Below are 24,835 nucleotides of genomic sequence, written 5' to 3' on the forward strand. Positions count from 1 at the left end.
TGCCAGAATGCAGCGCGAACCCTCCATCATGGGCCTGCCGATGCGGCGAGCGACATGACAACCCGGGACATCATGCGCTGGCGTACCGTCGGCCTGTTGCTGGCGATGCTGATCATCGTCGGCCTACCGTACATCGTCACCCTGCAGGGGGCGCGCGACACCGAGCAGGCCACCGAATGGGTGGTGCGCTCGACCGAGGTGAAATCGCTGGCCTACCGGATCGCCTACGTCGTGCACGACAGCGAGGCGGCCACCTACCGGCTGCTGGCGGGCGACGTGAACGACGCCACGCGCGTGCGCGCGGCGCGGGTCGGCCAGGAAGTGCTGCCGCTGCTGCGGCAGTTGCGCCGGATGACGCGCGACAACCCCGACCAGCAGGCCCTGATGGGCTCGCTGGCCAGCAGCGTCAACGGCCGCGTCACCCTGATGAAGCAGGCGCTGGAGCGGCTGCGGCAGGGCAATCCGGACGGCGCCCGGCAGTCGCTGCGCGACGCCGACGACCTGTTCGAGATGAATGCGCAGATCGCCAGCTTCGTGCAGATCGAGGACAACCTGCTGCTGCAACGCCAGACCGCGGCGGCGCAGCAGTCACGCAACGGGCGCATCGTGCTCTCGGTCACCGCGCTGGCGCAGCTCCTGCTGCTGACCATCATCGTGATCACCTCCGAGCGGCAGATCGGCCGGCGCCAGCTGGCCGAGACCCGCGAGGGCCGGGCGGTGCTGCGTTCGCAGCTGATCCTCCAGGCGGTACGCGAGCCGATCGCGCTGTTCGACGAGAACCTGAACAGCCTGCTGGTGAACAACGCCTTCAGCGAGCTGTACGGCATGGATCCCCGGCAGCGTTCGATACCGCTGGTGCAGATCGGCAAAGGTGCATGGAGCGACGGCGTGCTGCTGCAGCGCCTGAACGACGTGCTGTTGCGCGACCGTGAGCTGTGGGATCACGAACTGGTCCAGCGCACCGTCGACGGCATCGACCGGCACGTGGTGATCAACGCGCGCCGGCTGCAGCAGCAGGACGGCGGCACGCCGGCACTGCTGCTGACGGTCAGCGACGTCACCACGCGCGCGCTGGCCGAGCAGCAGGTGAACGAGCTCAACCGCCAGTTGGAAGGCAAGGTGGCGCAGATCTCCGACGTCAACCGCGAGCTGGAGGCGTTCAGCTATTCGGTGTCGCACGACCTGCGCGCGCCGCTGCGCCACATCGCCGGCTTCGCGCGCAAGCTGGAGCAGCACCTGGGCGACCGGATCGACGAGAAATCCGCTCATTACATCGAGGTGATCGCCGGTTCGGCGCAGCGCATGGCCGTGCTGATCGACGACCTGCTGGTGTTTTCGCGGCTCGGCCGCGGCGCGCTGCGGCTGCAGGCGGTGGACATGCAGTCGCTGCTCGACGAGGCGCGCGCGCTGGCCGAATCGGGCGTGTCGGGTCGGCGTATCGTGTGGGACGTCGCACCGTTGCCGATGGTGATCGGCGATGAGAACATGCTGCGCACGGTGTGGCAGAACCTGCTCGGCAATGCGGTGAAGTACACCGGGCATTGCGAGGTGGCGCGTATCGCGGTGAGCGTGCGGCAGGGCCGCAACGGCGACTACGAATTCACGGTAAGCGACAACGGCGCGGGGTTCGACATGCAGTATGCGGACAAGCTGTTCGGCGTGTTCCAGCGCCTGCACCGCGCCTCGGAATTCCCGGGCAACGGCATCGGGCTGGCCAACGTGCGACGGATCGTGGCGCGCCACGGCGGCCGCGTCTGGGCCGAGGCCGAATCTGGCCGGGGCGCCCATTTCCATTTCTCGCTGCCGGCCACCGATGCGGCCGGCACACGCACCTGAGAGCGAAGCATGAACAAGAGGGACCTACGCACCATCCTGCTGGTCGAGGACAGCATGGCCGACGCCGAGATGGCGATGGACGCGCTCGGCGAGGCGCACCTGGCCAACCCGGTGGTGCACGTGGAGGATGGCGTGGAGTGCATGGATTATCTGCACGGTCGCGGCGCGTGGTCCTCGCGTGAGCCGGGCGATCCGGCGGTGGTGCTGCTGGACATCAAGATGCCGCGCATGAGCGGGCTGGACGTGCTGACCGCGATGCGCGGCAACGACAAGTTGCGGCGGATCCCGGTGGTGATCCTGTCCTCCTCGCGCGAGGAGAGCGACCTGGCGCGCAGCTGGGATCTGGGCGCCAACGCCTACGTGATCAAGCCGGTCGACGTGGACCAGTTCTTCGACGCGGTGCGTACGCTGGGGCAGTTCTGGGCGGTGCTGAACCAGGCACCCGAGCCGGAATGAACGAATGGAACGCGGCGGCCGCCCTGAACCTCCGCGGCGGGCGGCGCAAACGCACAGCGCAGCAGGGAACCCTATGCCAAACGGACAAACACGGGCGATGCCGACCATCCGGGTGCTGCAGGTCGAGGACAGCCGGCTCGATGCCGAGCTGGTGCTGACCGAACTCGAGGCCGATCACCTCGCCTGCGAGGTGCGCCTGGTCGACGACGAGCCGGGCTTCCTCGCCGCGCTGGATGACTTCAGGCCGGACATTGTGCTGTCGGACCTCAGCATTCCGGGGTTTTCCGGCCAGCACGCGCTCGAGCTGCTGCGCCAGCGCGACGAGGACCTGCCGTTCATCTTCGTCTCTGCCACGCTGGGCGAGGAGGCGGCGATCGAGGCACTGCGCAACGGCGCCACCGATTACATCCTGAAGCAGAACCCCGCGCGGCTGGCCAGTGCGGTGCGCCGCGCACTGAGCGAGGCCGAGGCGCGCCGGGCCAGCCGCCGCGCCGAGGCGGAGCTGATCCGCGCGCAGCGCTTCGAGAGCCTGGCGATGCTCGCCGGCGGCCTGAGCCACGACCTGCGCAACCTGCTGCAGCCGCTGCTGCTGGCCGGCGACAGCCTGCAGGATTACCAGGATGACCCGCGCCTGGCGCGGCTGGGCAAGCTGGTACGCGACTGCGGCAAGCGCGGCCTGGACATGGTGCACTCGATGCTGTCCTTCGCCAGCGGTGCGCGCCGCGCGGAACAGGTGCGGCTGGGCACGCTGTTCAGCGCGTTCGACCTGCTGATGCAAGGCAGCGTGCCGCACACGATGACGATGGAGCTGGCGATCGACGATCCGGAACTGTCGTTCGACGGCAACCACACCGAGCTGCAGCAGTGCCTGCTGAACCTGTGCCTGAACGCGATCCAGGCGATGCCGGACGGCGGCCACCTGCGCGTCGAGGCCGCGCAGACGGCGTTGCCGGCAGACTTCTTCCTGCCGGGCGAGCAGCCGCGGTCGGGCCGTTACCTGTGTATCAGCGTGGTCGATGACGGTCCCGGCATGGAGCAGGCGGTGCTCGATCAGATATTCGAGCCGTTCTTCACCACCAAGGAAAACGGCACCGGGCTCGGCCTGCTCTCGTGCAAGCGCATCGTCGGCAGCCACGGTGGCGTGATGCGGGTGGACAGCCAGCCGGGCCGCGGCACCCGCTTCGACCTGTATTTTCCGCTGGAGCAGCGCGCCGCCGAGCGCGACCAGGACGACCGCAGCTACCTGGAAGGTGCCGCCGAGCGCGTGCTGGTGGTGGTGGAAGAGGCCGGCCAGCTGTCGTTGCTGGCCGATACGCTGGACGCCTGGGGCTACCAGGCCCACGCCAGCCAGAGCGGTACCGCCGCGCTGCAGTGGATCGAGGCCGCCGGGCTGCCCGACCTGGTGGTGCTGGATGCGGACATGAACCTGTTCACCGGCGCGCGCACGCTGGCGGCGCTGACCGAACAGGGCTACGGCAACGCGGTGATCCTGCTGGCGCGCCCCGGTGCGACACCGGACCTGCACGAGCTGCCGCCGCTGGAGCATCTCTACGTGGTCGACAAGCCGGTGACCACCCAGGTACTGCTGCGCACCTTGCGCAAGGCCAGGCAGGCCGACGGCCGCGGCAGTTGACCGAGTCGTTTCGCGCGGCCGCTCAGGGGGCGACCTTGTTGACGTATTACTTCGATCTGGCCTGGCGCAGTTGCCGGCGCAGCAAGGCGCTGACCGCGCTGGTGGTGCTGCTGATGGGCTGTGGCGTGGCCACCTGCATGGTCTCCTTCGCGGTGTTCCGCGCTGCCGCGGCCGACCCGATCCCGTGGAAATCGCACCAACTGTTCGTGCCGCAGGTCGACAGCTTCGGCCCGGCGCACAACTGGCAGGGCGAGCCGCCGATCCTGCTCAGCTATACCGATGCCGTGGCCTTGCTGCACGCGCGGCAGGCGCGTCGGCAGGTGCTGATCTACGGCGGCAAATGGACGGTGCTGCCGGACGACGCACGGCAGCAGCCGTTCCCGCAGGAAGGCGATGCGGTCAGCAGCGATTTCTTCGCGATGTTCGACGCGCGCTTCCGCTACGGCGGCGGCTGGTCGGTCCATGACGACGAGCAGCGCGCGGCGGTGGTCGTCATCAGCAGCACGCTCAACCGGAAACTGTTCGGCGGCGCCGACAGCGTGGGCCGCGAGATCGAGCTGGACGCGCATGCCTATCGCATCGTCGGCGTGCTGGACGACTGGGAGCCGCGCCCGCGCTTCTTCGACGTGAGCAGCACGTGGTATCCCTTCAGCCGTCCGCGGCAGCTCTACCTGCCGTTCAGCCGTGCCATCGACCTGCAGAAAGCCACCGCCGGCCAGTTCTATTGCAGCACGAATACCGTCGATCCCGACCTGCCGAACTGGGACAGCGTGCTGCACAGCGAGTGCGCGTGGATCGCCGCATGGGTGGAACTGCCAACCCATGCCGATGTCGGCCGTTACCGCGACTGGCTGCGCAACTACGCGGCCGAGCAGCAACGCCTCGGCCGTTTCGGCTGGGCACCGAACGTGCGCCTGTCCGACGTCATGCAGTGGCTGCGCCAGGACAGCTTCAACGTGGTACCGAAGTCGTCGGCGCTGGCGCTGGTCGTTTCGGTGAGCTTCCTGCTGATCTGCCTGGTCAACGTGGTCGGCCTGATGCTGGCCCGCTTCATGCGCCGCGCGCCGGAGATCGGCGTGCGCCGCGCGCTGGGCGCGTCGCGCGGGGCGATCCGCCGCCAGTTCCTGGTCGAGGCGACGGCGATCGGGCTGGCCGGCGGTGCACTGGGGTTGCTGCTGACGGCGCTGGGCATGGCCGGCATCGGCAAGGTGTTCGAGCCGGAGATCGCCAAGCTGGCGCGGCTGGATACGTCGCTGTTGCTGCTGACCGTGCTGGTCGCGGTGGCGACCAGCGTGATCGCCGCGCTGTATCCCACCTGGCGCGCCGCCCAGGTGCAGCCGGCCTGGCAGCTGAAGGTGAACGGATGAACACGGCCATGCAGCTGCGCCCGATCCTCGCCGCGCTGCGCCGGCACAAGATGGCCACGCTGCTGATCGTGCTGCAGATCGCGCTGACCCTGGCGGTGGTCAGCAACGCGTTGTTCATCGTCAAGACGCGAGTGGTGCACCTGTCGCGCCCGAGCGGCACCGACGAGGCACACCTGCTCGCGATCAGCAACCAGTGGATCGGCCAGCCGGACGTGCCGCACATCCATGCGCAGATGCAGGCCGACCTAGCGACCTTGCGCAAGCTGCCGGGCGTGCGCGACGCGTTTGCCAGCCAGGCCTATCCGCTGCAGGAAGGTGGCGGCGGGCTGGTGCGCATCAAGCAGCGGGTCGAGCAGAAGAAGCTGCAGCTGGCGCTGTCCTATTTTGCCGACGAGCACGCGATCGATACGTTCGGCATCGCACTGGTGGCCGGCCGCAACTTCCGCGCCGACGAGATTGGCAGCCTCGGCCCGTACGACAAGCTGGTGCCCGCGGCGATCATCATCACGCGTGACCTGGCCCGCAAGCTTTTTCCGGACGGCGCGGCCGTGGGGCAGCGCGTCTATCTCAGGGACGACGGCCCGAGCACGATCATCGGCGTGGTCGACCGGCTGCAAGGCAGTTACGCCGGCAGCAGCACGCGTTCGATCGACGAAGACACGGTGCTGCTGCCGGCACGTTACGCCAGTGCCGACGACGGGGCGGCCTATGCCGGCGGGGTGGTCTATCTGGTGCGCGCGCAGCCGGGCCGACTGGCCGCGTTGCTGCGCGCGGCGCCGGCGGCGCTGCTGGCGCAGAACCGCATGCGCCTGATCAGCCCGGAAGACGGGGTGGTCACGCTGGCGCAGGCGCGCGAGAAGGCCTATGCCACCGACCGCGGCGTGGCGATCATGATGGGCGCGATGTGCGCCTTGCTGCTGCTGGCGACGGCCGGTGGCATCGTGGGCCTGAGCAGCTTCTGGGTCGGCCAGCGGCGGCGGTCGATCGGCGTGCGCCGTGCGCTGGGTGCGACGCGCGGCGACATCCGGCGCTACTTCCAGGCCGAGAACGCGCTGCTCGTCGGCATCGGCGTGGTGCTGGGCGTGGCGCTCGGCATCGCCGCTAACCTGGCGCTGATGGCGCACTACGAATTGCCGCGGATGCCGCCGTGGCTGCTCGGTGTCGGTGCGCTGCTGCTGTGGCTGCTCGGTCAGCTGGCCGTGCTCGGCCCGGCGCGGCGCGCCGCCGCGGTGCCGCCAGTGGAGGCGACGCGCTCGGTGTGATGACGTGACCTGGTTGGCCGCCGGACATGCGGTTCCAGCCAGTGCTCTTGCTACTCCCCTGCAAGGTAAGGGGAGGTTGGAAGGGGGCTTCTTCCATCAAGATCAAGAGCGACCCCTCCCCAACCCTCCCCTGCAAGCAGGGGAGGGAGTAAAGCCGGCGGCTCAGTCGATGCCGAGCTTCTTCAGCTTGTAGCGCAGCGCGCGGAAGGTGATGCCGAGTTTGCGGGCGGCGGCGGTCTTGTTGTAGCGCGATTCTTCCAGCGCCTTGACGATGGCGGTGCGCTCCAGGTTGCTGATGTAGTCGTCGAGGCCGCCGTCCGCGCCGGCGGCGGCCGCGACGGGTGTCGGCGGCTGTCCCGCTGCGGCCGGCTCGTGGCTGATCCGCGCGCTGCGCTGCGGCAGCATCAGGTCGGCCGCCTCGATGGTGCTGCCGTCGCACATCGCCATCGCGCGTTCGAGGATGTTCTCCAGCTCGCGCACGTTGCCGGGGAAGTCGTACGCCTCCAGCGCCTCGCGCGCGGACGGCGACAACTGGCCCACGCTGTCGCCGCTCTTGCCGGCCAGCGCCTTGAGGATGAATGCGGACAATTGCGGCACGTCGCCGCGGCGTTCGCGCAGCGGCGGCACGCGCAGCTCGATCACGTTGATGCGATAGAACAGGTCCTGGCGGAACTGGCCCTGTTCGACCAGCTGGCCGAGGTTCTTGTGGGTGGCGGAAAGAATGCGCACGTCGACCGGGATCTCGTCGCGGCCGCCGATCGGGCGCACCGCTTTTTCCTGGATCGCGCGCAGCAGCTTCACCTGCATGTGCAGCGGCAGCTCGGCCACCTCGTCGAGGAACAGGGTGCCGCCCTGGGCGGCCTGGAACAGGCCTTCCTTGTCGGTGCTGGCGCCGGTGAAGCTGCCCCTGCGGTGGCCGAAGAACTCGCTTTCCATCAGCTCGGACGGGATCGCGCCGCAGTTGACCGGCACGAACGGGCCGCTGGCGCGCGGACCCTGCTCGTGGATCAGCCGGGCCACCAGCTCCTTGCCCACGCCCGATTCGCCGGCGATGTACACCGGCGCCTGGTTGCGCGCCAGCTTGCCGATGGTGGCGCGCACCTGCTGCATGGCGGTGGAGTCGCCGATCAGGCGGTCGCTGGAGTCGCCGGTCTTCGCCGCGGCGGCGCCGGTGCGCCGTTCCTCGGCGAGGCGCAGCGCGGTGCGCACCAGCCCGCGCAGCATCTGGATGTCGACCGGCTTGGAGACGAAGTCGAACGCGCCGGCCTTCAGCGCGTTCACCGCGGCGTCGACGTTGCCGTAGGCGGTGATCATCGCCACCGGCATGTCGGGATGCTCCGCGGCGATCAGCTCGATGACCTCGTGGCCGCTGCCGTCGGGCAGCCGCATGTCGGTGAAGCAAAGGTCATAACTGCGTTCGGCCAGTGCGCGGCGCGCCTCGGCGACGGTGCCGACGGCGTCGACCTGCAGGTCCATTCGCCCCAGCGTGATGGTCAGCAGTTCGCGGATGTCGCGTTCGTCATCGATGACCAAAACGGTCTGGGGGTTCATGGCACGGCGCGTGGCAAACGATGCGACAGAGAATACCCGGCCCCGCCCCGCGGGGCAAAGACCGCCAGCGTCGCAGGCGGTCCCCGCAACCCGTTGCGACGGCACGCGGCGGCCGCGATCCGCTCGGGCCGGCGCCGCGTCCGCGATGCCGGACGGCGCGACGGCGGTTTCAGCGCGGCTCGCGAAGCAGCCGCGGCTTGCCGTCGACGCCGCGGTCGATGCGGATGTCGTAGTGCCTGCCGCGGAACGCGACGTTCTTCAGGGTCAGCGAGCGCCACGTCGGCGGCAGCACCGGCGCGTACGCCTGGACCAGGCCGTCGTCCTCGATGCGCAGGCCGCTGAGGCCGTAGACGAAGCTCTGCACGAAGCCGGCCGAGCTGGCCAGCAGGTAGCCGGCGTTGTTGGCGACGGTCTCGGTGCGCACGTTGAACGGCGGCTTCAGGAAGCCGACCAGGTTGCGCCGGATCCAGTCGTCGGCGGCCTTGCCGTCGCCCAGCTCGGCGGCGCCGACGGCGAGCATCACCATCATCATCTCGTTCGGGTCGTCGCCGTGCACCTTCAGCTCGTGCAACTGGAATGCGAAGTCGTTGCGGCGCACCTGCGGCGACATCGGCAGGTCCAGGTTCGGGTACATCAGCCAGGCCAGCGACGAACCCATCCAGGTGATCTTGTCGTGCGGCACCGAGGCGTCGAAGTCGAGGTGGCGCTGGTTCTTCTGGTCGAACGGGAGGTACATCTTCGCGGCGATCGCGGCCCACTGCGGATCGGGCGCGGCGCCGACGAGCTTCGCCGCCTTGATCGCGATCTGCAGCGACTTGCGCGCCGCGGCGTTGGTGAACGAGTCGTTCGGCACGTCGTCGTAGGCCTCGTCGGGCGAGGTGACGTGGTGGATCTCGTAGCGGTCCTGCGCCTTGTCGTAGGTGACCCGGCTGACCCAGAACTGCGCGATCTCGCGGATCACCGGCCAGCCATGCCGCTTCAGCCAGGCGTCGTCGCCGGTGGCGAGGTAGTACTGCCACTGCGCGATCGCGATGTCGGCGTTGACGTGGATCTCGCGGAACACCCCGTAGGCGAAGTGCGGCGTGTGGTCGACGCCGGTTTCCGGGTCGGCCTCCCACGGGTACATGGTGCCTTTCACGCCGTACTGCTGGGCCCGCTCGCGCGCGGGCTGCATGGTGCGCGCGCGGAACATCACGATCGGCTTGGCGCGTTCCGGGTGCAGCAGGAGCAGGGCGGGGAACACCCACGAATCGCTGTCCCAGAAGGCGTGGCCGGCGTAGCCCGGGGTCAGCGCGCAGGCGCCCATCGGCCAGGCCGTGCCCACGGTGGAGTTGGACAACAGGTAGTACAGGTCCGAATGCACGGCGCGCTGCACGTCCGGATCGCCGTCGACCACGATGTCGGACTTCCACAGCTCGTGCCAGGCGGCCTGGTGTTCGGCGAGCAGCGCGGCGAAGCCCTTCTGGCGCACGGCCTTGGCCAGCGCCACATTGTCGCGGGCGTCGCCACCCCAGTTCTGCCGCGACGCGGCGATGTACTTGGTGAAGACGTAGGTCCTGCCCTTCTGCACCCTGGCGGTGAGGTTGAGCGACAGCTTGTACGGGCCTTTTTCCAGCTTCACGCTTTCGATCGCGAGGCCCGGCGGCAGCCCGATCGCGGCCGCCTCGGCCATCGTCAGGCCGTGTTCGGCGCGGCCGTCCAGCCACAGCATCAGTTCCTTGGTGTCGCCGTCGCTGGCCAGCACGCGGGTGTAGCCGGGATACCACACGGCGGCGCGGTCGGGCGTCGGCACCGGCTTGTTGTCCAGCGTCTGGCCGCTGGCGATCACCGCGGCGATCATCTCGTCGCCGCTCATGCTGGCGATCGGGAAGCGCGGCTGGTGTTCGGACCACAGCCGGATCGGAAAGGTCAGCTGCACGCTGCCGTCGAACTGCGGGGTGATGGAGAGCTGCGTCGCGGCCAGGTGAGGCGAAGCCTGGCTGACGAAGGTCGTCACTTTCACGTCGCTCGACTTGTTCGCGTACGCGAAGCGGTAGCTGGTCGACAGCGTGCCGTCGTGCATGTCGAGCGTCTGCGCATAGTCGGCGAAGATCGTCTTGTCGATGCGGGTCGAATTGAGCCAGCCGCCGCCGGGGTTGTAGTCGATCTCGCTCCAGCCGGGGATCGCGGCGGGACGCGCGATGTCGCCGGGCTTGTAGTCCATGAACGCGACCATGTACGCACGGTTGCCCTCGGTGCCGCGCACCGAGGTCATCGTGGAGAAGTAGCCGTTGGCAAGGTAGCTCGGAAAGTAGCTGCCGAAATTTTCCGCCGTGCCGGTGAGCAGGAAGCTGGGGTCGGTGGCGGCATGCGCCGGCACGGCGAGCGCGGCGACGAGCAGCAGCAGGCCGGCGAGGGAGGCGTGGCGTGGTTTCATGATCGCTCCGGGTGGCGGGCTATTTCGCGGCAAGCCGGATCGCCGCCGTGGCGTCGGCGCCGGCGCGGTCGGTCTCGCGCTTGAAGAAGAACAGGGTGAGCAGGATCAGGCTCATCGGCAGCAGCGAGAAATAGAACGCGTGGATGCCGTCGAAGCTGGCGAACACGCGCGCGGTGATGTACGAGCCCAGCGTGCCGCCGAGCGCGGAGAACACCACGATCAGCCCGGTCATCGCCGCGTGCATCGGCTTGGGCAGCGAACTCAGCGCCACCGAATTGATCACCGGGTAGATCGGCGCCATCAGCAGGCCGAGCAGCGGGATCAGGTACGCCGCCCGCGGTGCGTCGAACCAGCCGACGTCCGGCCGCGCCACCACGCCACGCGCCAGCGGCAGCACCACCACGACCAGCACTCCCATGCCGAGCACGCAGGCGTTGAGCAGGGTGTACCAGCGCACCCGCTTGAGCACGACACCGGCCAGGATACGGCCCAGCGCGGTCATGCCGGCGAGGATGCTGGCGAACTGGATGCTCATCGCGTTCGGCAGCTTCAGGATCTCGTTGTTGAAGGTGGGCAGCCAGGTGCCGAAGCTCTGCTCGATCAGCACGTACAGGAAGGCGGAGGCGAGGAACACGTAGACCAGCGGGCGCACGAACAGGCGCAGCATCTCCATGATCGCGTCGCTGAAGGAGTCGTTGTGCCCGTGCGCATGCGCGGCGCTTTCGTCCAGGGCGCTGGTGGCCAGCAGCGCGATGGTCAGCGCGCAGGCGCCGGCGAGCAGCCAGTACACGTTGAACCATGCCGGGTCGCCCGGGTTGGCCGGGTTGATATAGGCGCTGAAGATCCAGTTGCCGGCCAGCACGCCGAGCATGAACAGGCCTTCGATGGTGTTGGTCAGGCGCGAGTGCGCGGTGCGGTCGGCGGTGAGCAGGCCGATCGATGAATACACCGCGACCTTGGCCAGCGCGAATGAAAAACCCACGCAGGCGAACAGCAGCCGCGTGGTAGGGAAACTCGGGTAGAGCGGCATCAGCACGCAGGCGCCGCCGACGATCGCCAGCGCCAGCATCATCGAACGCCGGTAGCCGAACATCGGCAGGAACGAGGCGACCAGGAACGAGGTGAACGCGATGGTGAGGTCCTTGTAGCGTTCCAGCGCGCTGGCTGCGGGCTTGTCGATGCCGAACGTGGCGATCGACTGCAGGATCACCGTGCCGACGCTGTTGAGCAGGATCGCGAAGATCATGTAGATCAGCGCCAGCGCGACGATCATGCGGATTCGGTTCATGGCACCTCCGGCGTTACGGCGTGTGCAGTTTCGCGAAAAACGCGGCCCGGATCGCTCTGAGGTTTCGATCCGGACCGCGCACCCTGCAACAGCACTGCTCAGAACAGGTACTTCACCGTCATGTTGACCTCGCGGCCTTCCAGCGGACGGGCCAGGATCACGCCATCGGTGCCGGAGGCGGAGCCGAAGATGCGCGAGTTGCTCTCGGTCAGGCCCAGTTCGTTGCTCATGTTGGTGCCCTGCAGGCGGATCTGCCAGTTCTGCTGCACGTTGGCGACCACACCGAAGTCCCAGGTGGCGTAGCTGCCCAGCTGCTGCAGGGCGGACTGGTCCTGGGTGTGCGCGCCGACGTGGGTGTAGGTCACGAAGGCGGTGATGTCGCCCCAGTCGAACGGCACGCGGTAGCTCGGCGTGAGCATGTAGCGCACCTTCGGCTGGCGCTGTAACTGCTTGCCGTTGATGCCGAGGCACTGGCTGGTGCCGCTGACCAGGTCGGTGTACACGAAGCAGGAGTTGTTGTGCGAGTAGTGGCCGTCCAGGTAGTTGGCGACCACCTGCAGCTTGAAGTTCTCGAACGGCGTGACCGCGCCGGCGAGGTTGACGCCCTTGGAGTCGGAGCCGTACAGCGCCTGCGCGCCGACCGGCACGCCCTGGCCGTTGGTGGGCTGGTAGGTCAGGCCGTTGAACTGGCGGTGGTACACGCTGATGTCGGCGTAGAACAGGTCGGACTGGTACTTGAAGCCGCCCTCGAAGTTCTGCACCTTCTGCAGCGGCGGCGTGTTGCCGGTGGTGTTGCCGCGCAGCGCGTTGTCGAAATCGCCGAAGTGCGCGCCCTTGTTGGCGCGCACGTAGACGCTCATGTTGTCGGCCAGCTCGTAGTTCACGCCGACGGTCCACGACGGATGGGTCTTGTCGTAGCGGGTCCGCGCGTAGGTGCCGTTGCACACCGGCACGCTGTTGTCGTACAGCGTGTCCGGGTTGCCGTCGAGGTTGACGTTGCTGAGGTTGCACACGTTGTTGGTGGCATTCTCGTTCTCGACCCGGCCGGACACGTCGATCAGCCACTTGCCGATGCGCCACACGTCGGACAGGTAGAACGCCTTGTTGGTGGCGCTGCCGTGCTGGGCGATGTTGTAGCCGCCGTAGTCGAGGAAGCCCTGGCCGTCGGTGAGGTACTTGGTCTGGCCGTTGTCGACGTAGCTGACCTGGATCGGCTGCGCGTTCGGCGTGTTGGTCATCAGCATCTGGTTACCCAGCGCCCACTTGTCGTTCATGGTGTAGTGGGTCAGGTAGAGGCCGCCGGTGAGCGTGTTGCCCTCGAACAGTTCCTTGCTCAGGCGGAAATCGTTGCTGACGTTCTTCAGGTGCTTGTGGATGTACCACCAGCCCTGGTGGATCACGCTCTGGTTCGGGTTGACTGCGCCGCCGCCGTCGACGTAGCTGGCGGTGGCCGAGCCGGCGGGCAGGTTGAAGGCGCCCATGCTGGCGGTGTTGGTGTACAGCATGTCGTTCAGGCTGCCGGGGTTGTTGCCCGAGAACAGCGCGTTGGTGTCGGCATCGCCGCCGTCGAACAGGAACTTGTCCGACAGGTTCCAGCCGTCGCCCAGGTCGTAGTCGAAGTTGCCGCCGAAGAAGCTGAACTTGGCGCCACGGCCGTTGGCCAGATTGGCGTCGGTGCCGCCGCCGGGGTAGCCGGGCAGGTGCACGTGCTGGATCGCCTTGCTGTAGTAGGTGTCGGTCAGCGGGTCGAAGCCGGGGTAGGCGCTGAACTGGTCGGTGCCGTGCTGGATCAGCGGCACCGGCGTGATGAACTGGTTGCGGTCGTTGAGCTGGCGCGCGTACAGGGTCATCGTGCCGTTGTCGCTGTCGTGGCTCAGCGTGGCGGTGAGCTGGCCGCCCTTGTCCGCGGCGAACTGCGGATCGCGCACGCCGTCGGAAGTGCGCCAGAAGCCGCCCACGCTGCCGTACCAGCTCTCGGCGATCGGGAAGCCGAAGAAGCCGTCGACGCGACGCAGGTTCTCGTTGCCGTAGGTGACGCCGACGCTGCCGCTGGGCACGTCGGTGCCGGTCTTCAGCATGAAGTTCGCGGTGGCGCCGATCTGGCCGTCGCCGAACACCACCGACGGGCCGCCCTGCAGGATCTCCACGCGGTCGACGGTGTCGTCGAGGCGGAAGATCGAGGTGGTCTCGAAGAATGACAGCGTGGGCATGCCGTACAGCGGTGAGCCCATCAGCTGGGTGGAGAAGTAGGGGGCGTCGCCGCCGCCGGGGAAGCCGGCGATCTCGATGTTGGCGCCGGTCTGGCCGCCGGTGGATTCGGGCCACATGCCGGGCGAGATCTTCAGCAGGTCCGCCGTGCTCTTCGGGTTGGCCATCTTGATCTGCTCGGCCGAGGCGGTGGTGACCGAGTAGCTGGTGTCGATCTTCTTCAGGCCGCCGGTGGCGGTGTTGCCGGTCACCACCACCTGTTCGAGGGTCTTGGCCTTGGCGGCTTCGGCTTTCTGCTGGGCCACGCTCTTCTTTGCCGGCGCCTGGGCGGCTTGTGCCGGCGCGGCGTCCTGCGCGATGGCCGCGCCGCAGAGCAGGATGGCGGCGATCGCCACCGGAAGACTCAGTCTGGACAGCTGTTTGTTCTTCATTTCCGTCACTCCCCACCAGTTGGATTGGATTGTTTTGGCCGCGCAACGCAGCGTGCCGGCTGCGCGGAATGGCCGCTCACGCGATGAAACGGCTGATGTCGAACGCGGCAATGTCCGGCAGCAGCACATCCGCCTTGTCCAGCTCCTGCGCGCGGCCGATGCCGACCGCCGTCATGCCCGCCGCGTGCAGGGCGGCGATGCCCGCCGCGGCGTCCTCCACGCCGAGGCATTCCTGCGAACTCAGGCCCAGCCCGCGCGCCGCCGCCAGGAAGATCTCCGGGTCGGGCTTGGAGCGGGCGATGCGACCAGCGTCGACCACGTAGTCGAACAGCGTGGCGATGCCCAGCCGGTCCAGCAGCTGCGGCGCGTTGCGGCTGGCCGAGGCCAGCGCGGTCTTCAGCCCGGCGCGGCGCACGGACTCCACCGCGGCGCGCGCGCCGGGCAGCAGGTCCGACGGGCCGAGCCGGCCGATCAGTCCGACGTAGTGGGCGTTCTTGCGCGCGGCCAGCGCGTCCTTCTCCGCCTCGCCGTAGGAGCGCGGCGCACGCTCCAGCAGGATCTCCAGCGAGCCGCGGCGGTCCACCCCCTTCATGCGCGCGGCGGCGGCCTCGTCCAGCGGTACGCCGATCTCGTCGGCCAGCTGCTGCCATGCCGCGCGGTGCAGCACGGCGGTGTCGGCGAGCACGCCGTCGAGATCGAACACCACCGCCTTCGGCGGCGGCGCTGCGGCGAAGCCCGCGCAGGACAGGCGCAGCACCTGCCCGGCATGCAGGCGTTGCGGCAGGCCGTCGTGCAGGAAGGTGAGCGCGCTGCCTTCGGTGAGCGTGTACTGCACGCCGTCGCTGTCGACCTCCACGCGCAGGTGCGCATTGCGCCAGCGCAGGCCGAAGCGGTAGCCCTGCCACGCCGCCGGCAGCCGCGGCGCCAGCGCCGGCAGGCCGTCGTGCACGCGCAGGCCGCCGTAGCCCCAGGTCAGCGCCAGCCAGCTGCCGGCCATCGCCGCCATGTGCAGGCCGTGCGCCGCGTTGCCGTGCAGGTCGTCCAGGTCGACGCGCAGGGTGTCGCGGAAGTAACGGAATGCCTTGTCGGCATGGCCCACCTCGGCCGCGATCACCGCGAAGGTGGAGGCGGACAGGGTGGAGTCGTGCACGGTGACGCCTTCGTAGTAGTCGAAGTTGCGCCGCTTGGCGGCCACCTCGACCTGCTCGCCGGCCAGCATCAGCGCCAGCAGCACGTCGGCCTGCTTGCATACCTGGTGGCGATAGATGCCGAGCGGGTGCAGGCGCAGCAGCAGCGGCTGTCGGTCCGGCGTGGCGGCCAGTTCCGCCGGCAGCCGCGGCTTGTCGAGGAAGCCGTCGTCCTGCGGGAAGATGCCCAGCGCGGCGTCCACCGGCAGGTGCATCGCCTGGGCCGCGGCCTGCCACCGTGCCGGTTCGTCGGCCTGCAGGCCGATCCGCGCGGCCAGCGCGGCGTAGTCGGCCGGGTGGCTCAGCGCCATCCATTCGGCGGTGGCCGCCGCGTCGCGCAGGTGCCGCTGCGCCATGCGGTTGGTGTAGTGGTTGTTGTCGACCAGCGCGGAGTACTCGTCCGGGCCGGTCACTTCGTGGATGCAGAACGCACCGCCGCGGCGCGGATTGAAGTGGCCGATCTCGAGCCAGATCCGCGCGGTCTCGAAAATCATCTCGGCACCGCACTCGAGCAGGAAGGCCTGGTCGCCGCTGGCGTCGACGTAGAGGCGCACCGCCCACGCCACCGCGGCGTTGATGTGGTACTGCGCCGAGCCGCCGGGAAAGTAGGCCGAGCATTCGTCGCCGCCGATCGTGCGCCAGGCGTACAGCGCGCCGCGCGGGTGGCCGAGTTCGCGCGCGTGCCGGCGCGCATGGCCCAGCGTGCGGTGGCGGTACGCCAGCATGGCGCGCGCCAGCTCCGGCGCCAGCGTGACCAGCGCCGGCAGCATGAAGGCCTCGGCGTCCCAGAAGTAGTGGCCTTCGTAGCCCTCGCCGGTGAGTCCCTTGGCGGCGGTGCTGCTGCGGCCGTCGCGGCCGCTGGACTGGAACAGGTGGAACAGGTTGAGGCGCAGCGCGTGTTCGGTCGCGGGGTCGCCCGCGATGGCCAGGTCGGCCTGCGCCCAGAATCCGGCCAGCACCCGCGTCTGCCGTTCGAGCAGCGCCGGGTAGCCGAGGGTGATCGCCGCGGCCAGCGTGGCCTCGGCCCGGGCCGGCAGGGCGTCGGCGGCATCCGTGGCGAAGGGTGCGGTGAAGGCGTAGGCGACGTACTTGTCCAGGCCGACCGTCTGGCCCGGCGCCAGCGTGCCGGCATAGGCCTGCATCACCCCGTCCGCGGTCCGGCCGGCATCGCGGAAGACGAGGCCGGCGGCCTGTTCGTGGCGCTGCACGCAGGCCAGCCGGATGCCGCTGTGGGTGGTCTGCTGGCCGACCCAGGCCAAGGCCTCGTTCGCCTGCGCAGCCCAGGTGGTGAGGCCGCCCGCGAGGCGGCTGCCGATGCGCGGGTCATCGCCCTGTCCGACGGCCTCGCGCCCGCAGCCGATCGACGACTCCAGCGTGACCGGGCCGCGGTAGTCGATCGAACGCACGCGGTAGCGGATCGCCAGCAACCCGGCCTCTGCCAGGCTGACGAGGCGTTCGGCCTCGATCTCCAGCGTGGCGCCTTGCGGCGAACGCCAGCGCAGCCGCCGCCGGTAGCAGCCGTGGCGCAGGTCGAGGGTGCGCTCGAACTGCAGCCATTCGCCCTGGTCCAGCCGCACCGGCGTGTCGCCCAGGCGCAGCCGGATGTGCGTGGCGTCGGCGACCGGGATGCGCGTGTCGGTATGGCTGGCGAAGCCGGGAAAGCGCTCGTGGTACTCGATCGGGGTGCGTTCCCACACGCCGGACAGCAGGGTGGCTTGGCTGGCACTGTCGGCTTCCTCCAGGTTGCCGCGCACGCCGAGCGTGCCGTTGGCGAGGGCGAACAGGCTCTCGTCCCGGGCGAAGCCGGCCGGGTCGGTGCCATGGCGGACCAGCAGCCACGGATCCTCCACGGCCGGCCTCTCGGGCGGCCGGGCATCGACGCTCGCTGCTGCCGTCATCTGGTGTTCCACGATAAATCTCCCCGATTCGCATGGCATGGGCCGTCCCGCACCCGGCTGGCAGGGAGCTTGGCATCAAATGTTATCGGTATCAAGATACCGATAACATTTGATGCGGAAGGTTAGCCCGGACCGTTCCGGGGCGAAGGAGAAGGGCATGGATACGTGCTTTCCGCCTGTGCCGGCGGTGCTGCCGGCGGGCACGCGGGGCGAGGTTGCATCGGCAAGGCGAATGTCGACACACTGCAGGTGCCGGTGCCGGCCATCACCGCAGTCCGGCGGCGCCACGGCAGCGGATCGGCCAGACCAACAGGGAATCGGACCGTTGAGCAAGAAGGGCACGCGCAAGCAGGCGTCGGGCGGTCCGACCATGGCCGACTTGGCGCAACTGGCCGGGGTATCCAAGATCACCGTCTCGCGGGCGCTGGCCGACAGCCCGCTGGTCAATCCGGAAACCCGCGAACGGATCCAGGCGCTGGCGCGCGAGCACGGCTACAAGCTCAACATCAGCGCGCGCAACCTGCGCTTGCGCCGCAGCCACACGGTGGCGGTGATCGTAGAGATGAAGCCGTCCACCGACCGCACCATGTTCGATCCGTACCCGCTGGTGCTGCTGGGCGGTATTTCGCAGGAACTGACCGCGGCCGGCTACAGCGTGCTGCTGACCACCCGCCAGGGCGCCAGCGCGGCGGCGGTGCAGGCGGCGGACGGGCTGATCCTGCTGGGCCAGGGTGCGCACCAGGACGCGGTGCGCCGGTTCGACAAGCTGAACCTGCCGATGGTGGTGTGGGGCGCGCAGTCGGCCAGCGATGCGCACGTGGTGGTGGGCAGCGACAACCGCCTCGGCGGCGCGGTGGTGGCGCGGCATTTCATTGCGCTGGGCCGGCGCCGGCCGGTGTTCATCGGCAATCCCAGCCATCCGGAAATCTTCGAGCGCCTGAACGGTTTCATCGACGCGCTGGCGCTGCGCGGGATCAAGCCGCTGCTGATGCGGCGCGACGAGTTCACCGTGGACTCGGGCATGGACGCGGTGCGCTCGCTGCATGAGCGCAAGGTCGGCTTCGACGCGATCTTCGCCTGCAACGACCTGCTGGCGATGGGCGCGATCCGCGCCACGCTGGACCTGGGGCGCTCGGTGCCAGCCGATGTCTCGGTGGTCGGCTACGACGACATGCCGCTCGGCGCCAGCTTCCTGCCGCCGCTGAGTTCGGTGCGGCAGGACTGGCAGGAGGGCGGCATGTTGCTGGCGCGCAAGGTGCTGGCGCTGATCGAGGGCGAGCCGGCCAGCTCGGAGACCCTGCCGGTCAGCCTGATTGTGCGCTCGACCTGAGCATCTGCCGGCTGCCGCTGCATCAGCGCGTGGCGGCGGCCTGGGTGGTTTCGGCAGCGTCGGCCGGACTGCGCGCCGGCGGGGTCAGCACCAGCCGGAAGCAGCTGCCGCCGCCGGCCACGCGCACGTATTCCAGCGCGGCCTGGTTCGCGTCGCTCATCTGCCGGGCCAGGTACAGGCCCAGGCCGGTGCCGTATTCGTGGGTGGTATAGAACGGCTCGAAGATCTGCGCGGCCACCTTCGGCGCGATGCCGGGGCCGCGGTCGATCACTTCCAGGATCGGCACGCCGTGCTCGCCCTGCCGGCTCACCACCATCACCCGCGCCGGCTCGCCGGGCAGGCGACCGTAGCGCAGCGCGTTCTGCACCAGGTTCCACACCACCTGCTGCAGCTGCTGCGGGTCGGCCACCGCCGCCACCGGGGTGCCGCCGTTGGCGATCGCGCGCAGCGAGTCGGCGCCGAGGTCGTTGCCCTGGCAGTACTCCTCGACGAAGGCCTGCGCCCAGTGGCCCAGGTCCAGCGTCTCCGGGCGCGAGCGCTCGCGCCGCGACAGCTGCAGGATGTTCTCGATGATCTCGTTGAGCCGGATGCAGTGGTTGTTGATGATCTCGACCATGCGCTGGTCGGTGGCGTCCATGCTGGTCGACTCGGCGAGCAGTTGCGCCGAGTAGCGGATCGCCGCCAGCGGGTTGCGGATTTCGTGCGCGATCGAGGCCGACAGCCGGCCCAGCGAGGTCAGCGTGAGCTCCTCGGCGCGGCGCGACAGCAGCGAGGTGTCGTCGAGGAAGATCAGCACGTGCGAGTCGTCGTTCGGCGCCAGCCGGGTGAAGCGCGGCACCACCTCGGGCACGCCGTCGGCGAGCTGGGTGGCGGTCTCGTCCAGCTTGCCGGAGGTCATCCAGTGATACAGCCGGCGCGACAGCTCCGGCGCCAGCTGGCCGAGGTCGCGCTGGTCGGCGCCGGGGTTGCCCATCAGCATCCACGCCGACTCGTTGATCTGGTGGATGCGGTTGGCGTCGTCGACCAGCAGCACGCCGGTCTTCATGCGGCGGATGATCAGCTCGTTGACCTGGGCCAGGTTGGCCAGGTCGGTGCTGCGCTGCTCGGCCAGCGCCTCGGTGGCGCGCAGCTGCCGGCCCAGCACGTGGCACAGCGTGGTGGTGGCGAAGTAGGCCAGGCCGAACAGTGCCGCCTCGAGCAGGTCGCGGTCGCCGGGGCTGCCGCCGGGGTTGCCGAACAGGGTGTGCCCGAGCATGCCCAGCGTGGCCAGCGCGGCGAAGAAGCTGGACAGCCGCAGCGGCAGGATCAGCGCGCCGGCGCTGAGGTTCACCGCCAGCATCATGGCGATGCCGATGCGCGCGTCGTGCATCGCGGCGATCGTCAGCACGGCGGCGGCGATGTCCACCGCCAGGGTCACCGCCACCATCGTGCGGGCGTACGGCATGCTGCGCCGGTTGAACAGCAGCGCGAGCAGGGCGAACACTAGGTACAGCGTGGTCACGCCGCGGGCGAAGTCGGGCATCGCCAGCTCGGGCCAGCCCAGGCCCGGTGGACTGAACGCCAGGCCGGCGTAGACCAGCGCCTGCACCAGCCGGAACGCGTTGAGGAACGTCAGCTCGTGGCGGATCGTCGCCGTTCCCGCGCGCTGGGCGTTCAGGGGTGCTGTGCTGGACATCGTGCGGCCTGTACGGGAGGGATGTACTGGAAGAATCAGCGCATTTCCTGGGGTCGGGGGTGAGTATAGACGGGCTGCTTGGCGCTGTGAGCGGGGCAGAAATCGCATGGGATCGGCCTGTGCGGGCGTTCCGGGCCGGCGGCCCTTTCCATCGGCGCCCGCTTCCGCGAAAATAGGCGGCCGTATTGCGCGGTTTGCCGGTTCGGTCCGGCAGGCGCACTGCATCCCGGCAGCGCGTCCATCCGCCGTCCGACCTTCCTGACCCACGCTGGTGCGCCGCGTGCGGCCGCCATCGTTTCTCCGTTCGCTCGAGGTATCGAATGAATTTCCACGAATACCAGGCCAAAGAACTGTTCGCGCAGTACGGCATCGCCGTGCCGCCGGGCAAGATCGCCAGTTCCCCCGACGCCGCCGTCGATGCCGCCAAGGCGCTCGGCGGCTCGCAGTGGATGGTCAAGGCGCAGATCCACGCAGGCGGCCGCGGCAAGGCCGGCGGCGTCAAGTTCTGCAGGAGCCTGGACGACGTCCATGCCGCGGCCAAGGGCATGCTCGGCACCCGCATGGCAACCTACCAGTCGGCCGGCCGCGCGCTGCCGGTGAACCTGGTGCTGGTGACCGACGCCACCAACATCGCCAAGGAGCTGTACCTGTCGGTGCTGGTGGACCGCGACTCCAAGGCCGTGTCCTTCATCGCCTCCAAGCACGGCGGCGTGGACATCGAGCAGGTCGCCAAGGAGACGCCCGAAGACATCCACACCATCGTGGTCGACTTCGTCGAAGGGCTGCAGCCGTACCAGTGCCGCCAGCTCGGTTTCGCGATGGATCTGACCGCCAAGCAGGTCAACCAGCTGACCAAGATCATGCTGGGCCTGTACAAGCTGTTCAACGAGAAGGACCTGTCGCTGGTCGAGCTGAACCCGCTGGCCATCCTCGAGGACGGCAACCTGGCCGCGCTGGACGGCAAGGTCAACTCCGACGACAACGCCGACTTCCGCCACCCCGAGCTGGTCGCCATGCGCGACCTGACCCAGGAAGACGCCGCCGAGGCGGCCGCGGTGCAGAACAACCTCAACTACGTGACGATGGACGGCTCGATCGGCTGCATGGTCAACGGCGCCGGCCTGGCGATGGCCACCATGGACGTGATCAAGCTGGCGGGCGGCGAGCCGGCCAACTTCCTCGACGTCGGCGGCGGCGCCACCAAGGAGCGCGTGACCGAGGCGTTCAAGCTGATCCTGTCCTCGGACAAGGTACGCTGCATTCTGGTCAACATCTTCGGCGGCATCGTGCGCTGCGACCTGATCGCCGAGGGCATCATCGCCGCGGTGAAGGAAGTGGGCCTGAAGATCCCCGTGGTGGTGCGCCTGCAGGGCACCAATGTCGATCAGGGCCGCGAACTGCTGGCCAACTCCGGCCTGGCGATCACGCCGGCGGACGATCTCAACGACGCGGCGCAGAAAGCCGTGGCTGCGGCCAAGGCCTGAGGAGCAATCGAAACATGAGCGTACTCGTCAACAAAAATACCAAGGTGCTGGTGCAGGGCTTCACCGGCCAGCAGGGCACCTTCCACGCACAGCAGTGCCTCGACTACGGCACCCAGGTGGTCGGCGGCGTCACCCCGGGCAAGGGTGGCTCCCAGCACATCGGCCTGCCGGTGTTCAACTCGGTCGACGAAGCGGTGCTGGAAACCGGCGCCGACGCGTCGGTGATCTTCGTGCCGCCGCCGTTCGCGGCCGACTCGATCCTGGAAGCGATCGATGCCGGCATCAAGGTGATCGTGGCGATCACCGAAGGCATCCCGGTGCTGGACATGCTTCGCGTGAAGAACGTGCTGGCGCAGCATCCGGAAACCATCCTGATCGGGCCGAACTGCCCCGGCATCATCACCCCGGGCGAGTGCAAGATCGGCATCCAGCCGGGCCACATCCACATGCCGGGCAAGGTCGGCATCGTGTCGCGTTCGGGCACGCTGACCTATGAAGCGGTGTTCCAGACCACCAACGAGGGCCTGGGCCAGTCCACCTGCATCGGCATCGGCGGCGACCCGATCAACGGCCTGAACTTCATCGACTGCCTGAAGCTGTTCCAGGACGACCCGCAGACCGAAGGCATCATCATGGTCGGCGAGATCGGCGGCAGCGCCGAGGAAGACGCCGCCGAGTTCATCGGCGAGTACGTGACCAAGCCGGTGGTGTCGTTCATCGCCGGCGCCTCGGCCCCGGCCGGCAAGCGCATGGGCCATGCCGGTGCGATCATCTCCGGCGGCAAGGGCACCGCCGCGGCGAAGTTCGCCGCGCTGGAGAAGGCCGGTGTCACCACGGTGAAGTCGCCGGCCGACCTGGGCAAGACGCTGGCGAAGCTGATGAAGTAAGTCGGCGCCGCCGTGCCGTAAAATGCGAAGGCCGCGATACGTCGCGGCCTTCGTCGTTTTCCGGAGCAGGAAGTCCATGGCAAAGCTGCGTGTGGCGCTGGCCCAGTTCGATTTCGCGGTCGGTGCGGTGGCGGCGAATGCCGCGAAGGTGGGCGAGCTGATCGCCCGGGCGCGCGCCGGCGGCGCCGCGCTGGTGGCGTTTCCCGAGCTGACCCTCTCCGGCTATCCGCCGGAGGATCTGCTGCTGCGACCGAGCTTCCTGGCTGCCTGCGCCAGCGAGCTGGCCACGCTGGCGGCGGCGAGCCACGGCGTTGCCGCCCTGGTCGGCCACCCGTACAGCGAGGGCGAGGTGTTCAACGCGGCCAGCCTGCTGCGCGACGGCAAGGTGGACTGCACCGCACACAAGCAGGCGCTGCCGAACTACGGCGTGTTCGACGACAAGCGCTATTTCCGCCCGGGCCACGCCTCGGTCACGACCATGATCGACGGGGTGAGCGTCGGCCTGCTGATCTGCGAGGACGTGTGGCAGCCGGAGCCGGCGGCGCAGGCTGCGGCGGCCGGTGCGGAGCTGCTGGTGGTGATCAACGCCTCACCGTGGGACGAGCGCAAGCAGGCCGAGCGCGAGGCGGTGCTGGCCGCGCGCGCGCGAGAGACCGGTTGCGCGATCGCCTACCTCAACCTGGTCGGCGGCCAGGACGAGGTGGTCTACGACGGCGGCTCGCTGCTGGTGGACGGCGACGGCATGGTCGCCGCGCGCGCGCCGGCCTTCGTCGACGCGCTGCTGTGGGCCGGGTTCGATCCGGCCACGCGCCGCTGGTCGGCGGACGACTGGCCGGTCGCCGCCGACCCATCGCTGGAGGCGACGCTGTACGCCGCCCTGGTGCGCGGCACCCGCGACTACATCGACAAGAACGCCTTCAGTGGCGTGCTGCTGGGCCTGTCTGGTGGCATCGACTCCGCACTGACGCTGGCGCTGGCAGTCGACGCGCTGGGCGCCTCACGCGTCACCGCGGTGATGATGCCCACCCGCTACACCTCGCAGTTGTCGCTGGACGGCGCACGCGCGCAGGCGCAACGGCAGGGCGTGGACTACCACGTGATCGACATCGAGCCGACCTGCCAGTCGTTCGTCGCGGCACTGGCGCCGGCGTTCGCCGGCAAGGCGGCCGACACCACCGAGGAGAACCTGCAGTCGCGCACGCGCGGCGTGATGTTGATGGCGCTCTCCAACAAGCATGGCAAGCTCTTGCTCGCCACCGGCAACAAGAGCGAGATGGCGGTCGGCTACTGCACGCTGTACGGCGACATGTGCGGCGCCTACGCGCCGCTGAAGGACGTCTACAAGACCGTGGTGTACCGGCTGGCGCGCTGGCGGAATGGGGCCGGGAGTGGGGAAAACAACGCGGCGGGACGAGCCATTTCCGATTTCCGGTTGCCCATTCCCCCCGAAGTCATCGACCGCCCGCCCTCGGCCGAGCTGCGCGACAACCAGACCGACCAGGACTCGCTGCCGCCGTACGACGAGCTGGATGCGATCCTCGAACGCTTCATCGAGGGCGAGCAGTCGCAGGCGGAGATCGTGGCGCAGGGCTTCGATGCCGACGTGGTGCGCCGGGTGGTGCGGCTGGTGCTGCTGAACGAGTTCAAGCGGCGGCAGTCGGCGCCGGGTCCGCGCGTGACCACCCGCGCGTTCGGCCGCGAGCGGCGCTATCCGATTACTTCGGGCTGGCATTGACCCTCGAAGCGAAGGGTCGCCGCCATATCGACGAAGCCGAACCCGCACGGCACGGTTGCTCCCTCTCCCTCCGGCGACCGAAGGGAGTCCCCTTGCGGGTGAGAGGCTTGGGGTGAGGGTGCGGGGCTGGCGAGATCCCCATGAAAAAAGCCGGCGCGGACGCCGGCTCTCTTGTGGACGGAGCAGTCGGC

15 protein-coding genes are annotated in these 24,835 nt (G+C 68.9%); 9 read left to right on the forward strand and 6 right to left on the reverse strand.

All coding sequences use genetic code 11. The features are described 5' to 3' along the window. Positions 1–54 precede the first annotated feature (54 nt). The 5 genes from R2APBS1_RS03325 (at position 55) to R2APBS1_RS03345 (ending at position 6,554) form a co-directional block, all read left to right on the forward strand. Positions 55–1,836 carry a sensor histidine kinase gene (locus tag R2APBS1_RS03325; RefSeq protein ID WP_015446875.1) on the forward strand — a complete coding sequence of 594 codons (1,782 nt, stop codon included), beginning with the start codon at positions 55–57 and terminating at the stop codon, positions 1,834–1,836. A gap of 9 nt (positions 1,837–1,845) precedes the next feature. Continuing rightward, on the forward strand, positions 1,846–2,292 hold the full coding sequence (locus tag R2APBS1_RS03330; RefSeq protein ID WP_007507367.1) for a response regulator: 447 nt from the start codon (positions 1,846–1,848) through the stop codon (positions 2,290–2,292). A gap of 97 nt (positions 2,293–2,389) precedes the next feature. Beyond that, positions 2,390–3,925, forward strand: a complete 1,536-nt coding sequence (locus R2APBS1_RS03335; protein ID WP_007507365.1) for a response regulator — start codon at positions 2,390–2,392, stop codon at positions 3,923–3,925. 35 nt (positions 3,926–3,960) lie between these two features. Continuing rightward, positions 3,961–5,292, forward strand: a complete 1,332-nt coding sequence (locus R2APBS1_RS03340; protein WP_015446876.1) for an ABC transporter permease — start codon at positions 3,961–3,963, stop codon at positions 5,290–5,292. Then, positions 5,289–6,554: an ABC transporter permease gene (locus R2APBS1_RS03345; protein WP_015446877.1), complete on the forward strand. Its 1,266-nt coding sequence runs from the start codon at positions 5,289–5,291 to the stop codon at positions 6,552–6,554. The genes R2APBS1_RS03340 and R2APBS1_RS03345 overlap by 4 nt, the downstream gene beginning before the upstream one ends. Before the next feature lie 162 nt (positions 6,555–6,716). On the opposite strand, the gene R2APBS1_RS03350 is transcribed toward R2APBS1_RS03345, so the two are convergent. The 5 genes from R2APBS1_RS03350 to pgmB form a co-directional block, all read right to left on the reverse strand. Next, complete coding sequence (locus tag R2APBS1_RS03350; RefSeq protein ID WP_015446878.1) at positions 6,717–8,105, reverse strand: sigma-54-dependent transcriptional regulator; 1,389 nt, start codon at positions 8,103–8,105, stop codon at positions 6,717–6,719. Positions 8,106–8,274: 169 nt separating this feature from the next. After that, positions 8,275–10,521 (reverse strand): glycosyl hydrolase family 95 catalytic domain-containing protein, encoded by a 2,247-nt coding sequence (locus R2APBS1_RS03355; RefSeq protein WP_015446879.1) that lies wholly within the window; start codon positions 10,519–10,521, stop codon positions 8,275–8,277. A gap of 19 nt (positions 10,522–10,540) precedes the next feature. Beyond that, positions 10,541–11,809: an MFS transporter gene (locus R2APBS1_RS03360; RefSeq protein WP_015446880.1), complete on the reverse strand. Its 1,269-nt coding sequence runs from the start codon at positions 11,807–11,809 to the stop codon at positions 10,541–10,543. A gap of 98 nt (positions 11,810–11,907) precedes the next feature. Next, entirely contained in the window at positions 11,908–14,448 is a 2,541-nt protein-coding gene (locus R2APBS1_RS03365) for a TonB-dependent receptor (protein ID WP_015446881.1), read from the reverse strand. Positions 14,449–14,524: 76 nt separating this feature from the next. Continuing rightward, positions 14,525–17,533 carry a beta-phosphoglucomutase gene (gene pgmB / locus R2APBS1_RS03370; RefSeq protein ID WP_085999883.1) on the reverse strand — a complete coding sequence of 1,003 codons (3,009 nt, stop codon included), beginning with the start codon at positions 17,531–17,533 and terminating at the stop codon, positions 14,525–14,527. Positions 17,534–17,858: 325 nt separating this feature from the next. Here pgmB and R2APBS1_RS03375 point away from each other — a divergent pair, with 325 nt between their 5' ends. Then, positions 17,859–18,863 carry a LacI family DNA-binding transcriptional regulator gene (locus R2APBS1_RS03375; protein WP_015446883.1) on the forward strand — a complete coding sequence of 335 codons (1,005 nt, stop codon included), beginning with the start codon at positions 17,859–17,861 and terminating at the stop codon, positions 18,861–18,863. A 22-nt stretch (positions 18,864–18,885) separates the two neighbouring features. Here the strand turns inward: R2APBS1_RS03375 and R2APBS1_RS03380 are convergent, their stop codons facing one another. Further along, entirely contained in the window at positions 18,886–20,538 is a 1,653-nt protein-coding gene (locus tag R2APBS1_RS03380) for a sensor histidine kinase (protein WP_015446884.1), read from the reverse strand. A 320-nt stretch (positions 20,539–20,858) separates the two neighbouring features. On the opposite strand from R2APBS1_RS03380, the gene sucC reads away from it, so the two are divergent. The 3 genes from sucC to R2APBS1_RS03395 all read left to right on the forward strand — a co-directional run bounded on the left by sucC (position 20,859) and on the right by R2APBS1_RS03395 (position 24,644). Next, on the forward strand, positions 20,859–22,022 hold the full coding sequence (sucC, locus tag R2APBS1_RS03385; protein WP_015446885.1) for an ADP-forming succinate--CoA ligase subunit beta: 1,164 nt from the start codon (positions 20,859–20,861) through the stop codon (positions 22,020–22,022). A gap of 14 nt (positions 22,023–22,036) precedes the next feature. Beyond that, positions 22,037–22,909 carry a succinate--CoA ligase subunit alpha gene (gene sucD, locus R2APBS1_RS03390; RefSeq protein ID WP_007507344.1) on the forward strand — a complete coding sequence of 291 codons (873 nt, stop codon included), beginning with the start codon at positions 22,037–22,039 and terminating at the stop codon, positions 22,907–22,909. Between the two features lie 76 nt (positions 22,910–22,985). Continuing rightward, the gene (locus tag R2APBS1_RS03395; RefSeq protein WP_015446886.1) at positions 22,986–24,644 is read left to right on the forward strand and encodes an NAD+ synthase; all 1,659 of its coding nucleotides are present in this window, start codon (positions 22,986–22,988) and stop codon (positions 24,642–24,644) included. Positions 24,645–24,835 lie beyond the last annotated feature (191 nt).

The organism is Rhodanobacter denitrificans (assembly GCF_000230695.2).
Lineage (GTDB): Bacteria > Pseudomonadota > Gammaproteobacteria > Xanthomonadales > Rhodanobacteraceae > Rhodanobacter > Rhodanobacter denitrificans.